Raw genomic sequence first — 12,531 nt, forward strand, 5'->3', positions numbered from 1 at the left:
AGAGGTCCGATGACGCAGGGCTCCAGTCGTCTCGCCGCCGTTCCACCTTCGTTCGACGCGAAGGCGCTCGTCGAGAAGCAGCGAGCCCGTTTCGAGACCCGTGCCACGCTGCCGCTGGCGTGGCGACGGGAGCAGTTGCAGGTGCTCGAACGGGCGGCACGCAAGTACGAGGCGGAGATTCTCGCCGCCCTGCAGTCGGACCTCTCCAAGAGCCCCGAGGAGGCCTACCTCACGGAGGTGGCCAGCATCTACGGGGAGCTGAAGGACGCGCTGAAGAACGTGAAGGCGTGGATGGCGCCGCGCAAGGGGGCGGCGCCGCTCGCCATCCAACCCGCGCGCGTCTTGCAGTACTCGGACCCGCTGGGCGTGACGCTCATCATCTCCCCGTGGAACTATCCCTATCAGCTGGCGATTGCTCCGCTCATCGGGGCGCTCGCCGCGGGCTGTACCGCCGTGCTGAAGCCCAGTGAGCTGTCCCCGGCGACGTCCGCCGTGCTCGCGCGGATGCTGAAAGAAGCCTTCCCCGAGGACGTCGTCGCCGTCGTGGAGGGCGGCGCGGAGGTGAGCCGGGCCCTGCTCGACGAGCGCTGGGACCTCATCTTCTTCACCGGCGGCCCCCAGGTGGGCCGGGTGGTGGCGGAAGCCGCGGCGAAGCACCTGACGCCCACCGTGCTGGAGCTGGGCGGCAAGAGCCCCTGCATCATCGACAAGAGCGCGGACCTGGAAGTCACCGCGCGCCGCATCGCCTGGGGCAAGTACCTCAACGCCGGGCAGACCTGCATCGCCCCGGACTACGTGCTCATTCCGCCCGAGCTCAAGGGCCGCTTCACGGAGTTGCTCCAGAAGGCCGTCACCGACTTCTACGGCGCGAACACGCGTGAGAGCCGCGACTATGGCCGCATCATCAATTCGCGGCACTTCGAGCGCGTCTCGAAGCTGGCGCAGGATGGGAACGTGGCCTTTGGCGGTGAGAGGGACGCGGACAGCCGCTTCTTCGCGCCCACCGTCATCACCGACGCGCCGCTGTCCAGCCCGCTCATGCAGGAGGAGATTTTCGGGCCCCTGCTGCCGCTGGTGGACTGTCCGAGCATCGACGAGGCCATCCGCTTCGTCCGCGCGAGGCCGAAGCCGCTGGCGCTCTACACCTTCTCCAAGGACGCGGCGGTGAACGAGCGCGTCCTCACGGAGACGTCGAGCGGCGGCGCGGTGGCCAACGACGTGTGCGTCCACTTCGCCGCGAAGGGCCTGTCTTTCGGAGGCGTGGGCGAGTCCGGCACCGGTGGCTACCACGGCCAGGCCAGCTTCGACGCCTTCAGCCACCGCAAGGGCGTGGTGAAGCGGCCCTTCCTGCTCGACATGAAGCTGCGCTATCCGCCCTACACGGGGAAGCTGGGCCTCTTCAAACGCTTCCTGTGACGCGGAGGCCGCGGCCTCCTGGCGGGTTCTCCAGGAGGCCGGCGCCCGCGCTCAGACGAAAGTTGGCATCGAAGCGCTCCCGGAAAAGTCAGACCGATCCGGTATGAATTTTCCTGCGCGGCGCCTTTCAGGGCGTCGCCGAAAGGGTTGCCTTCACAATGAATATGTCATTGATTTCCCTCGGGCTTTTGGTCGGCATGGCAGGGGTTGGCTGCGCGGGGCTCGACGAGGCCGAGGCGGTGGACTCCTCCGTATCGACGGACGCGACCTCCCAGGTCACCCAAGACCTGGTCACCCAGGTCACCGGTACCAGCCCGGTCACCTTCGTCGCCATGTCGGGCAACGAGACGAAGCCTTACGACCAGTCCGCCACGTCGGTGGTGGCATACCTGCGGGACTCATCGACCGGGGCGTTCACGGCCTATCCGGGCACGGGCTCCGCGGACGGCACCATCTCCGTGCCGAACGTCCCTTCCGGCCGCATCTACCTGAAGCTGGGCTCGCGCTACCTGGTGAGCACCGGCCGCGCGTTCGATCTGGGCTCCACGGAGTGGGGCCGCGATGGCACCTTCGCCTCGCTGCCCACTCCCGTGACGGTGTCCGCCACCGGCTTGTCCCCCTGGCATCCGGGGGACTTCCTGGAAATGTATTCGTTGAACGCGGGCGCGTTCGGCTACATGGGCGGCGCCGCCACGGGGCGCCCCCTGGCGGGCGCCACGTCGCTCTCCGGGCTGAGCTTCGATTACGCCCACATGCTCAACCCGGTGCTGCTCGACAGCAGCCGCGGGGATGTGTTCTCGCTGGCGCAGATGCGGTGGCAGACGAGCGCGAATGGAGTGCCCTACCGCGCGATGCACAAGGTGCTCGACACGAGCATGACACAGGTGGAGGGCCAGCCCGTCACCGTCAGCGGAACCTTCACCCAGCCCGTCGCGACAGGCACCTTCGCGGTGGACTGGAGACGCTCGGCCTTCGAAGCCATGCGCACCCAGGTGAACCCGGACGCGGTCAGCACGTACAACGAAATCTGGATGTCCGCCCGGCCGGCCGCGCTGAGCTCGGCGTTCGCGTCCATCAGCGGGCCGCCGCTGCTCGTGAAGCTCAATCCTGACGCGCAGCGGACCGACATCGTAACGGGGAGCATGACCTACAACAACCCGCTCCCGGCGACGTGGCAGAAGGTGGCGCTCGCCGCCGCGGGCTTCACGAAGAGCTACGCGCTGGGAACCGCGACGCCCTACACCATGAGCGTGGACATCCGCGTGGACCAGGAGGCGAGCGCGTTCACCGCCGCGCCCGTGGAGCCCCTCGTCGGGCCGGTGCAGGCGCCCCTGGTGAACACGCGCGGCGCGTTCCAGAACCTCACGGGCGTGGGGACTGACGCCTCGCTGCGCTGGTCGAAGCCGCTGGTCGGCACGGCCACGAACTACGTGGTGAACATCTACCGGCTCGGCACGAGCAACGGCTCCACCACCGCGACGCGCGTGGCGATGCTGCACACGGATCTCCAGAGCGTGTACCTGCCCCCGGACGTGCTGCGGGCGGGCGGGACGTACTTCGCGGAAATCCAGAGCTGGTACCAGCCCGGCTCGAGCCTCGCGACGAGCCCGTTCAAGCGCTCGCTGCCTCGAGGCCGCGCCAGCGTGCTTACCGGCATGTTCAGCCCGTAGACGCTGAAGTCCTGGGAAGGGAGGGAGCCCGCTCCCTCCCTTCCTCACGAGCCGCAGCGCTTCCGGGGGTAGGCTCATCATACGCAGCACGTTAGGGATTTCCGGGGCGGGCTTGAGTCCGTTGGCTGCTGGTGGGAACCGCGTAGGGTGGATGGATGGCTTCGAAGCGCGTTCCCACCGTCACTGAAATCGGGCCCGGCACCTCGGCGCTCCAGGCCGCGTTCTGCGACTCCGTGCCGCGAGTCTTCACCCGCGCTGACTTCCGGCGTTGGACGCAGTGGGGAGCCTGCCTTCCGAACGTGGGCGGGGGCTGGCGCGCGCGGTGATGAACGCGGTGCTGGCGCATTGTGGGGATGCGCCCCCGTGCTGCTGTTCGCCAACAAGCGCGTGCTGGAGTTCTACCCGCGCTTTGGCTTCGAGCCTCGGCGCCAGACGCTGTTCTCCGCCTCGCACGTGGCGCGGCCGGGAGGGGCGACGGCGCCGCGGCTCGACCTGGGGGCCGCGGATGTGCGGGCACGGCTCCGGATGCTCTCGGACGAGGGGCTGCCGGTGACGGAGCGCTTCGGCGCGCGGGGCACGGCCGCCAGTTGGTATGCAGCGAACGGGTTCGCTCGGCCGCTGCGAGCCCTGAATGACGATGCCTGGGTGTTCGCGGAGGTGGAGGGCGAGACGCTGTTCATCGACGACGTCTTCGCGCGTGCGCCCTTTGATTTGCGTGAGGCGCTGCCGCGGCTCATCGACCGGCCGATTTCGTCCATCCAGTTCGGCTTCACGCCGGAGCGCTGGTGGCCCGGCGCGGTGGAGGCGGGCGAGGACATGGAGGCCGACCTGTTCGTGCGAGGACTGGCGTCCCCCCGTGAGGCGAACCTCTTTCCCGTCATGGCGCGGACCTGAGCCTGGGGCCGATGACCTGGAAGTAACAGGTCCGGGGCAGGCGCGTGAAGCTCCAGGCGAAGTTGATGACGGTCAGCTCCAGCACGAGCAGGAAGAGGCGGCGCTTGTACAGGATGCTTGAGGCCGCTTTGCGCCTTTCGTGCCGCTGGCCATGGAGCCAGGCCACCACGCCCGTCCGGATGACGAACACGGGCGCGCAGAGGTGCGCGGCGAACCGCGTGAAGAAGAGGCTGGGCGGCGTGGCGGATATCACCACCGGGGCGCTCACCTGTGCGTGCAGGTAGAAGTACTTTCGCACGTGGTCGACAATCATCAGCGCCATGACCAGCCCTCGGAGGGCGTCGATGCCGACGATGCGGCGGCCCTTGGCGCCCACCGTCTCACGCGACGAGGCGGCGGAAGGGGCGGCGAAGTCGGGGCGTGGTGTCCGAGCGAGTTGTGTCATCGCGAGCGAGGGGAGAAGGCCATCGTCGCGGTGGCTGGTGGAACAAGCATGCGTTCCTGGCCCTGGCCTGCTGGCCCGGTAACGCCCGCGGGGGCTGCGTTGGATTGCAGGGGCATGTCCCGCCTGCAGGAGGAAAGCAGCGGGAAGAATCCCCGTTCTTCCTCGTGGGCGAGGAGTACCTGGGTTTCATTGTATTTGTATCATGATGGCGATAGTTGGGCCTTGCCCAGGCGCGGACGTGCCCTTGAGAGGGCGTCCATGCGGGCCCGCCGTCTGGCGCCTGCTCTCTGTGTTGCGTGCCGCAGCCGTTCGCGAGTCCCCCTGCCCGCGAACCCACGGACGGCGGCACCTATTCGCGCGCCGGACGTGATGGGGCTTGCTTCCGGCGGCGCGTGCGCCCGCCTTCGCTCCCGTGCGACGCGTGCGCCGGTCTTTGTCTGGAGGCCGTGGCAGCCGACAGGAGCTGGCGAAACCTGGGACATGCCATGTGGCGCTGCGCGGGACAGTTCGCCGCGTGCCGCAAGCCATCGCGCATGGCGCTCAGCCGCCGGATGGTGCGGTCGAGTTCCTCCGCCTTCGCGCTCAGCAGCTCCCGGTCAATGCGCGGTGGTCCGTCCGGCGAGAACATCCGAGCCAGCTCATCCAGCGAGAAGCCGGCTTCGCGTCCCAGGGCGATGAGTGCGAGCCGCTCCAGCACGTCCGGATTGAACAGGCGGCACAGGCCTCGCCTGCCCGTCGAGGAGAGCAGGCCCTTTGCCTCGTAGAAACGCAGCGTCGAGGCAGGAACGCCCGTTCGCCGGGCCACCTCGGTGATGTCCAGGTCTCTCACCCTGTTGACCTCAAGTCGACTTGAACTGGCACTGTACGGCCTTCACTTCTTGAAGGCATGTGAAGGGAGACGCCCAGATGGCATCTGGTCACCAGCCCCCGGAGGGGCAGGCAGCGCTTTGGAATGGCCTCGCGGGACAGGCCTGGGTCGATAGTCGGGACCTGCTCGAAGGGATGTTCAAGCCGTTCGAGGACCTGCTCGTCGAAGCTGTCCAAGCCCGTGGCGCGCGTCAGGTGCTCGACGTGGGTTGTGGGACGGGCAGCACGACGCTCGCCGTCGCTCGGCGGCTCGGTGCCCAGGGACACTGCGTCGGCATCGACATTTCCGCGCCCATGCTCGCGGCGGCGCGGGCCCGGGCCGAAGCGGAGCATGTGGCCGCCAGCTTCATCGAGGCCAACGCGGAGCATCACGCCTTCGAGCGAGGGCGCTTCGACATGGTGATTTCACGCTTCGGCGTGATGTTCTTCGACGATGCCGTCCAGGCCTTCGTGAACCTGAGACGTTCCGCAAGGGAGAATGCCAGGCTGAGCTTCATCGCCTGGCGAAGCCCTTCGGAGAACCCGTTCATGACGACCGCCGAGCGGGCCGCGGCGCCCCTCCTTCCAAACATGCCCGCCCGCCAGCCGAACGCGCCGGGCCAGTTCGCCTTCGCGGATGAGGACCGGGTCCATCGCATCCTGGAGCAGAGCGGCTGGATGGACATTGGCATCCACCCCATTGATGCCGCCTGCACCCTGCCTGAGCGGGGGTTGGTCCAGTACCTGACCCGGTTTGGGCCCCTCGGCCGCGTTCTTCACGAAGCCGACGAGAGGACCCGGACTCACGTCATCGAAACCGTCCGCGCCGCCTTCAACCCCTATGTGCACGGCGACGAGGTGCGGTTCACCGCCGCTTGCTGGCGGGTCGAAGCTCGCGCTCCCGCTGAGGTCCTCTCGGCGTGACGTGACGGGCGGCTCCCTGAATGCCGCCGTCACCAGTCCGGGAGAAGGTTCGGGGACTACTGCTGCCGGCCCTCGATGGCGCACATGAGCACCGCCGCCGCGATGCCGAATCGCCGGTCCAGCTGGCGTTGGGTGTCCATGGAGAAGTCCAAATCAATCTTCTGGATGAACGGGTTGAAGCGCTGGTGGAAGGCGAGCACCTGGTTGGTGCCCAGCGTCCCGGTGAAGGACTGGGGAATCAGCGCGGTCAGGAAGCGGCGCACCAGCGCCAACATCATGCTGTCCTCTTCAATCTTCCCCACCTCCTGGTCATTCGCGTCCAGCACCAGCCACTGGTCGCGGAGGATGGAGCGCAGGCCCTTGCGGCGCAGCGCGCCCACGCGCTCGCCCGTGGTGGCATCCGTCACGTCGTACGTCATGCCGAAGTCGAGGATGCCGCGCGCCTTGATGGTGATCAGCTCCTCGCGCATCTCCTCGTCGCTGTAGATGCGGATGTCCTCCTTCAACTTGAAGGCCTTCAGCTTCGAGTAGAAGGCGAGGTTGCCCGCCTCGTCGTAGATGTGGAACGCGTCGCCGAACAGCTTGAAGAACTTGCGGCGAATCATGTAGCGCGTCTGGCCGAAGCGGCCGGGGGCCAGGTGGCTGGGGGGACGGGTCTGGAGTGCAGTCGACATTCCGCCACCCATAGCAAAGGTCACCAGTGACTGGCACGGGGCTCCCGCTCATTGCGAGCCCGGTAATTCCCGGGAGGCGTGAGCGTTTCAGCGGGAAGGCGGGTACTTCTGCAGCTTGCGCTGGAGCGAGCGCCGGTGGATGCCCAGCTTGCGCGCCGCCTCGGAGATGTTGCCGCCGCAGTCCGCCAGCACGCGGTTGATGTGCTCCCACTCGGCGCGCGCCAGGGACGGGGCCTCGAAGCGCTCCGAGGTCGCGACGGAGGGCTCGCCGGACGCGCGCGCGAAGGCCGCGAGCAGGTCCTCCGCGTCCGCGGGCTTCGGCAGGTAGTTCACCGCGCCCAGCCGGATGGCATCCACCGTGGTGGCGATGCTCCCGTAACCGGTGAGGACGATGACGCGCGTGGCGGCATCCACCGCGAGCAAATCCCTCACCACCTCCAGGCCGCTGCGGCCCGGCATGCGCAGGTCCACCACCGCGTACTCGGGCGACTCGCGGCGCGCGGCGGCCAGGGCCTCGTCGTAGTCCCCCGCGGTGGTGACGTCCCAGCCGCGCTCGCGGAAGGCGCGGGCCAGCCGCTCGCGCAAGGTGGAATCGTCATCCACCAGCAACAGGCTGGGGCGCTCCTCTGTGCCCGCGCTCGCGATGCTCATGGCGCGCCCTCCGTCACCGGCAGTGAGAGGCTCGCCGTGGTGCCCCGGCCCGGCGTCGAGCGCAGCTCCAGCGAGCCGCCCAGCTGCTCCACCAGCGTGCGCGCCAGGAAGAGCCCCAGGCCCATCCCTTCGCCGGGTGGCTTGGTGGTGAAGAAGGGCTCGCCCGCCCGGGACAACACGTCCGCCGCCATCCCCGTGCCCGCGTCGCGCACCTCCAGCAGGGCGCCTTCGCCGCGCGCTTGCACGCGCAGCTCCACGGGGCGTGACACCTGGGACGCCTGGAGCGCGTTCTTCACCAGCCCGCGCAGCACCCGGGCCAGCGCCCGGGGCGGGCCGTGGACGTGCCAGTCGCGGGCCTCGGTGGGCAGTTCGACCTTCACCCGCTCCGCGCCGGGAAGCTCCGCCAGCATGTCCTCCACCAGCCGGCCCAGGGGCACGGGGTGGAAGGGCTCACCCGTCGTCTGCCCGGCGTCCGCGGACATCTGCACCAGGACGTCGCGGCAGCGGTCCACCTGCTGGCGGATGAGGCGCAGGTCCTCGCGAACGGACTCGGAGGTGCCCGCGATGGCCAGCGCGCGCTCCACCTCCTTGGTCACGACGGCGATGGTGGACAGCGGCGTGGACAGCTCGTGCGCGGCGCCCGCGGCGAGCGTCGCCAGCGAGGCCACCTTCTCCCGCCGCGCGTGCAGCGCGCGCGCCTGCGCCAGCTCCTGCTCCCGCGCCCCGAGCGCCCGCGTGACGCGCTGGACGAAGTAGACGATGAAGCCCGCGGCCACGGCGAAGGCCACCCACATGCCGTTGATGTGCAGCCGCATCAGCTCCGCGTGGTCCGGCCGAGACAGGCCCGCTGGCAGCTCCACGTCCTGCAACACGAACAGCGAGCCGAAGGCCGTCAGCGTGAAGCCGAGCAGACCCCACATCCACCGCGAGGGCAGCAGCACGGTGCCCAGCGCCACGTTCACCAGGTAGAGCGTGGTGAAGGGGTTGTGCGTGCCGCCGCTGAGGGCCAGCAAGCCGGTGAGCACCAGCGTGTCCCACAGCATCAGCTTGCCAAGGGTGCCCTCCGTCACCCGGGGGCCGCGCGCCAGCCACGCCCGCACCGACACGTTGGTCAGCGCCTCCAGGCCCAGCAGCGCGGAGAGCTCCGGTATCGGCAGCGCCAGCTCCAGCCCGAAGGCCGCCACGCTGATGACGAGCGTCTGGCCCAATAGCAGGCCCCATCGCAAGCGCAGCAGCCACTCCAGGTTGATGCGGGCCCGGGAGTCGGGCTCTGGGAGCGGCGGGGCGGCTTGGGGCGGAGGCGTCATGGTGCGACGGAGGAGGGAGGCACCACCGAGCGGGCCACGTTGCCCACCAGGTCCACGTTGGCGGGCGGTTGCTCGGCGCTGACGCCATCCAGCCACGTATCCCACGAGAGCGCAAAGACGAGCTGCGTGTGAGGCGCGGCTTCCGACAGCGTCACCCACTCCAGTAGCACGTCCACCGAGGCGCGCGTCTGGAAGCTCACCTCGAAGGGCTGGGGCTCGCTGTCCTGTCCGGTGCGCAGGGTGCCACGCAGGTGCAGGCTGCGGCCCACCATGTCCACCGGCGCGTCGCCCTGGGCGGCCGCGGCCAGGCCTTGCGCGTCGTTGCCCGCGGGCTCGAAGTGGAGGCGCGCGTGGCAGTAGCGGCCCGGCGGCGGGTGCACCGCGCCCAGCGGAATGACCGTCCCATCCTCGCCGCCCAGGTTCACGACGTGGGCGGTGTCCAGCCGCGTGGGGTGGGTCACCGTGTGGTGGGCCCACGCGGTGCCCACGGGGGACAGCTGACGCAGGAAGCGCTTCCAGCCGACCTCCGCGCAGGGGAGCAGCTCCACGCTGCCCAGCGTGACGAAGCCGCTGGTGAGGATGGCGTGGGTGCCCTGGTCGTTCATGAGCTCGCGCGCGCCGGCCGCGCCCGAGATGGGCCGCGCCCGGGCGGTGATGAGCGCGAGGTCGAGCGTCATGCCGTCCTGGACGTTGGTGCCGCCGCAGCCGGTGAGAGACAGGAGCGCGGCGGCGCCCACGGTGACGGGCTTGAGGAAGGAGCGCATGGTTCAGAGGTCGTAGGCGACGGACAACATCGCGATGGGCGTGGGGACAACGCGGCCACGCAGTTGGTTGATGAAGGGCACGCGCACGCCCGCCGCGACGACGACGTCCATGCCCGGGCTGAAAATCACGTCGGGAGATGCGTAGCCGATGAAGCCGCCCGTGTGCTCATGGCGCTCGCTGTCCGTGTGGCCCTGGTGCTCGCCTTCCGAGTCGGCCGGCGCCTCCAGGCGGCTGTCGAAGCCCAGGCGCAGGGCCCAGCGGGCCGACGGCTGGTACTGCGCGGCGAGCGTGGTGCGCAAGGAGGCACCCGCGCGGAAGCCCTGGAGGCCGCGGGTGGGGAAGAAGCCGGTGGCGCTGGCCAGGAAGGACCAGCTGCCGCGGAAGTGCTGATAGGCGAGGCCGGCCAGTGGATCCACGGAGCCGCTGCCCAGCTGACTGTCCAGGGCCAGCTGGGCGCCGTCCGGACCGCGCAGCACGGGCGCGGTGGGGAGCTTCACGCCGCCCAGCACGCTGAACAGGTGGTCCGCGGAGAAGGCCTTGTCCTGGAAGAGGAACACCTTCGCGGCGACCTCCACGTCGCCAATGCCCCAGCCGCGGTCCCGGGCGAGGCTGACGTGCCGCACCTCGCGGGCCTGCAGGGGCAGGGTGGCGGAGAGGAACAGCCAGGGGAGCGGCGCGTAGGCCACCGCCAGGTCCATGCGCGCCTCGCGCAGGCGCAGGGCGTCCACCCCCTCCTCGCCGACCGTGTGGCCCCAGCCCCGGATGGTGGAGGACACGCGCAGGCGGCCGGAGAACGGCTGCTCGGTGCCCATGGACATGAGCGTGGGGTCGCCACAGGCGCAGGTGGCGCAGGCCCAGGCGCTCGAGGTGGGGACGAGCAGCAGGGCGCTGGACAACAGGAGGGTGACGGTGAGGGCGTTCTTCACGGCCCGGGCACCATACGTGCTGGCCTGGAGGCCCGCGTGTGGCGTGTTGTCGCAGCGTGCCATGGCCTGGAATGGCTGGCGGCGCAGGGCGAGCGGCCGGGCGAGCGGCCGGTGTCACGCAGGAATCGATGCCCACGTTGAGAATGGCGACGTCCTGCCAGCGTTGTGGGGCTGGGAGGAGGGACGACAGGGAGGATTCATGGGCGTGCTAGCGCCGATTGGCCGGCTGCTCTTTTCGGCCATCTTCATCACCAGCGGCCTGAACCACTTCTTCCAGTGGGAGGCGCTGACGGGCGTGGCCCAGGCGTCCGGGGTGCCGGAGCCGCGCATGGCGGTGCTGGGGTCCGGCGTGGCGCTGGTGGTGGGCGGCTTGTCCGTGCTGCTGGGCGTGTTCGCCCGCCTGGGCGCGGCGGCCATCGCCATCTTCCTGCTGTCCGCCGCCTTCATGGTCCACAGGTTCTGGCTGGTGACGGACCCGGTGCAGGCGCAGGACCAGCTCGTCCACTTCATGAAGAACCTCTCCATGGCGGGTGGCGCGCTGCTCATCGTCTACTTCGGGTCCGGGCCCTTCAGCCTGCGGCGCAAGAAGGCGGAAGGGCTGGGGAGCGGGAGGCTGGGCGTTCCGCTGCGGCCTTGAGGCTCAGGGTGTGGGGGCGCTGACGGCCGGGGCCGCCGCGCTGTCGGGAACCCAGGTGATGAAGGTGGCGGCCTCGGGCAGGTTCTTCTTCAGCTTGTCGCAGGGGACGTGCACGGTCGTGTGGTTGTCCGAGCCCGCCGTCACGAGGAAGCAGCTCTCCGTGCGCGGGTCGATGAGATAGGCGTTCCGGCCATCGATGTTGATGAGGGCGAATTTCCCCGCCTCCGGCAGCTTGACGTAGTCGACGTGAGACGGAATGCAGCCCACGAACGGCAGCAGGAGCACGGCACATCGGAGCAGTGATTTGCGCATGCGGCGCATGTTACCCGCCCCGGCCGTGCGGGAGCAGGTCACCCCGCGCTGACGGCGGCCTGTCGCAGCGTGAAGAAGGCCACCTCCGGCTCGCTGCCCCGGCGCAGGTAGGGGCCGCCGAAGCCGAAGCCCAGGCCCCGGTTCACGTACAACTGGTTGCCATTCACGTGGTAGTGGCCGCGGATGTACGGCTGGCCCGCGCGGCGGAAGAGGGCCTCCGTCAGGCCGCGCACCACGAACTGGCCGCCGTGCGTGTGCCCGGAGAACTGCACCAGCCCCGCGTGCGCCGGCAGCTTCTCCGCCGTGGGCGGCGTGTGGGCCAGCACCAGCCGCGTGCCGGACACCGGCGCACCCCGGAAGGTGGCCTCCACGTCGTCCCGGCCGGTGAGCCCGTCGTCGATGCCCAGCACCGTCACCGGCGCGCCCTTCACGTGCACCTGCCGGTGCTCATTCTGCAGCACCGTGTAGCCCATCCGTTCGAAGGACTCGCGCAGGTACGGCGCGTTCACCCAGTGGTCATGGTTGCCCAGCACCACGTAGACGGGGCCCTGGATGCCAGCCAGCAGCTCGCGCACGCGCGGCAACGGCTTGGGGCTGTGCGTGACGTAGTCGCCGGTGAGGAACACCAGGTCCGGCTTCTCCTCGTTGACCGCCTCCACCGCGCGACGGATGCGCAGCGCCGAGGTGGCCTGCCCCACGTGTACGTCCGACAGCTGCGCGATGCGCAGGCCGTCATGCACGGAGTGCATGTGCTGGACCATCAGCACGTTCTCCGAAAGGGAGAAGTGGTCCCGCCAGCGCAGGCGCCGCTCCGTGCGGAAGGGGTCGGCACCGCTGCGCGCGACCAGCGCATTGCGCCCGTCCTCCTGCAGGTTCCGCCGGAAGCTGTTGGCCGGGGCTGCCAGGGGGGCGTCACGACGGGCGAGACGTCTCAGGCGCATGCGGTTCGGTTCCTTTCGGTGCCGGGACGGCGTGAGGGCTCGATTGTAGCGAGCCTAGCGAGGTGGGTTGAAGCAGGTGTCCCTCGCACGCTTGCCCAGCCAGCGGCCGGCGCTCGAGGTGCG

15 protein-coding genes are annotated in these 12,531 nt (G+C 69.6%); 6 read left to right on the top strand and 9 right to left on the bottom strand.

What is annotated here, in order from left to right; translation table 11 throughout:
- Positions 1-9 precede the first annotated feature (9 nt).
- The 4 genes from HNV26_RS14855 (at position 10) to HNV26_RS14865 (ending at position 3,980) form a co-directional block, all read left to right on the top strand.
- Positions 10-1,416 carry an aldehyde dehydrogenase family protein gene (locus HNV26_RS14855; RefSeq protein ID WP_171443125.1) on the top strand — a complete coding sequence of 469 codons (1,407 nt, stop codon included), beginning with the start codon at positions 10-12 and terminating at the stop codon, positions 1,414-1,416.
- A gap of 158 nt (positions 1,417-1,574) precedes the next feature.
- The gene (locus HNV26_RS14860) at positions 1,575-3,086 is read left to right on the top strand and encodes an ABC transporter substrate-binding protein (protein WP_171443126.1); all 1,512 of its coding nucleotides are present in this window, start codon (positions 1,575-1,577) and stop codon (positions 3,084-3,086) included.
- 155 nt (positions 3,087-3,241) lie between these two features.
- A complete protein-coding gene (locus HNV26_RS38395; protein ID WP_253816571.1) occupies positions 3,242-3,412 on the top strand; it encodes a hypothetical protein in 171 nt (56 codons plus the stop codon).
- Between the two features lie 37 nt (positions 3,413-3,449).
- The gene (locus HNV26_RS14865) at positions 3,450-3,980 is read left to right on the top strand and encodes a hypothetical protein (protein ID WP_253816572.1); all 531 of its coding nucleotides are present in this window, start codon (positions 3,450-3,452) and stop codon (positions 3,978-3,980) included.
- Here HNV26_RS14865 and HNV26_RS14870 read toward each other — a convergent pair.
- The gene (locus HNV26_RS14870; protein ID WP_216612300.1) at positions 3,964-4,425 is read right to left on the bottom strand and encodes an acetyltransferase domain-containing protein; all 462 of its coding nucleotides are present in this window, start codon (positions 4,423-4,425) and stop codon (positions 3,964-3,966) included. The genes HNV26_RS14865 and HNV26_RS14870 overlap by 17 nt on opposite strands.
- Positions 4,426-4,774: 349 nt before the next feature.
- Positions 4,775-5,254, bottom strand: coding sequence for a helix-turn-helix domain-containing protein (locus HNV26_RS14875; protein ID WP_171443127.1), 480 nt, complete (start codon positions 5,252-5,254; stop codon positions 4,775-4,777).
- 59 nt (positions 5,255-5,313) lie between these two features.
- Between HNV26_RS14875 and HNV26_RS14880 the strand changes: the two genes are divergently transcribed.
- A complete protein-coding gene (locus HNV26_RS14880; RefSeq protein ID WP_366816874.1) occupies positions 5,314-6,195 on the top strand; it encodes a class I SAM-dependent methyltransferase in 882 nt (293 codons plus the stop codon).
- A 56-nt stretch (positions 6,196-6,251) separates the two neighbouring features.
- Here the strand turns inward: HNV26_RS14880 and HNV26_RS14885 are convergent, their stop codons facing one another.
- The 5 genes from HNV26_RS14885 to HNV26_RS14905 all read right to left on the bottom strand — a co-directional run bounded on the left by HNV26_RS14885 (position 6,252) and on the right by HNV26_RS14905 (position 10,581).
- Entirely contained in the window at positions 6,252-6,869 is a 618-nt protein-coding gene (locus HNV26_RS14885; RefSeq protein WP_171443129.1) for an LURP-one-related family protein, read from the bottom strand.
- A gap of 87 nt (positions 6,870-6,956) precedes the next feature.
- Positions 6,957-7,520 (bottom strand): response regulator transcription factor, encoded by a 564-nt coding sequence (locus HNV26_RS14890; RefSeq protein ID WP_171443130.1) that lies wholly within the window; start codon positions 7,518-7,520, stop codon positions 6,957-6,959.
- Positions 7,517-8,827: an ATP-binding protein gene (locus HNV26_RS14895; RefSeq protein ID WP_171443131.1), complete on the bottom strand. Its 1,311-nt coding sequence runs from the start codon at positions 8,825-8,827 to the stop codon at positions 7,517-7,519. The genes HNV26_RS14890 and HNV26_RS14895 overlap by 4 nt, the downstream gene beginning before the upstream one ends.
- The gene (locus HNV26_RS14900; protein ID WP_171443132.1) at positions 8,824-9,591 is read right to left on the bottom strand and encodes a hypothetical protein; all 768 of its coding nucleotides are present in this window, start codon (positions 9,589-9,591) and stop codon (positions 8,824-8,826) included. The genes HNV26_RS14895 and HNV26_RS14900 overlap by 4 nt, the downstream gene beginning before the upstream one ends.
- Positions 9,592-9,594: 3 nt before the next feature.
- The gene (locus HNV26_RS14905; RefSeq protein ID WP_216612302.1) at positions 9,595-10,581 is read right to left on the bottom strand and encodes a transporter; all 987 of its coding nucleotides are present in this window, start codon (positions 10,579-10,581) and stop codon (positions 9,595-9,597) included.
- Positions 10,582-10,717: 136 nt separating this feature from the next.
- Between HNV26_RS14905 and HNV26_RS14910 the strand changes: the two genes are divergently transcribed.
- Positions 10,718-11,155: a DoxX family protein gene (locus HNV26_RS14910; protein WP_171443133.1), complete on the top strand. Its 438-nt coding sequence runs from the start codon at positions 10,718-10,720 to the stop codon at positions 11,153-11,155.
- Positions 11,156-11,158: 3 nt separating this feature from the next.
- Here HNV26_RS14910 and HNV26_RS14915 read toward each other — a convergent pair whose 3' ends face one another.
- Positions 11,159-11,467: a hypothetical protein gene (locus HNV26_RS14915; RefSeq protein ID WP_253816573.1), complete on the bottom strand. Its 309-nt coding sequence runs from the start codon at positions 11,465-11,467 to the stop codon at positions 11,159-11,161.
- A 38-nt stretch (positions 11,468-11,505) separates the two neighbouring features.
- Positions 11,506-12,408 carry a metallophosphoesterase gene (locus tag HNV26_RS14920; protein WP_171443135.1) on the bottom strand — a complete coding sequence of 301 codons (903 nt, stop codon included), beginning with the start codon at positions 12,406-12,408 and terminating at the stop codon, positions 11,506-11,508.
- Positions 12,409-12,531: the final 123 nt, after the last annotated feature.

The sequence above is a fragment of the Myxococcus xanthus genome (genome assembly GCF_013116825.1).
Lineage (GTDB): Bacteria > Myxococcota > Myxococcia > Myxococcales > Myxococcaceae > Myxococcus > Myxococcus xanthus_B.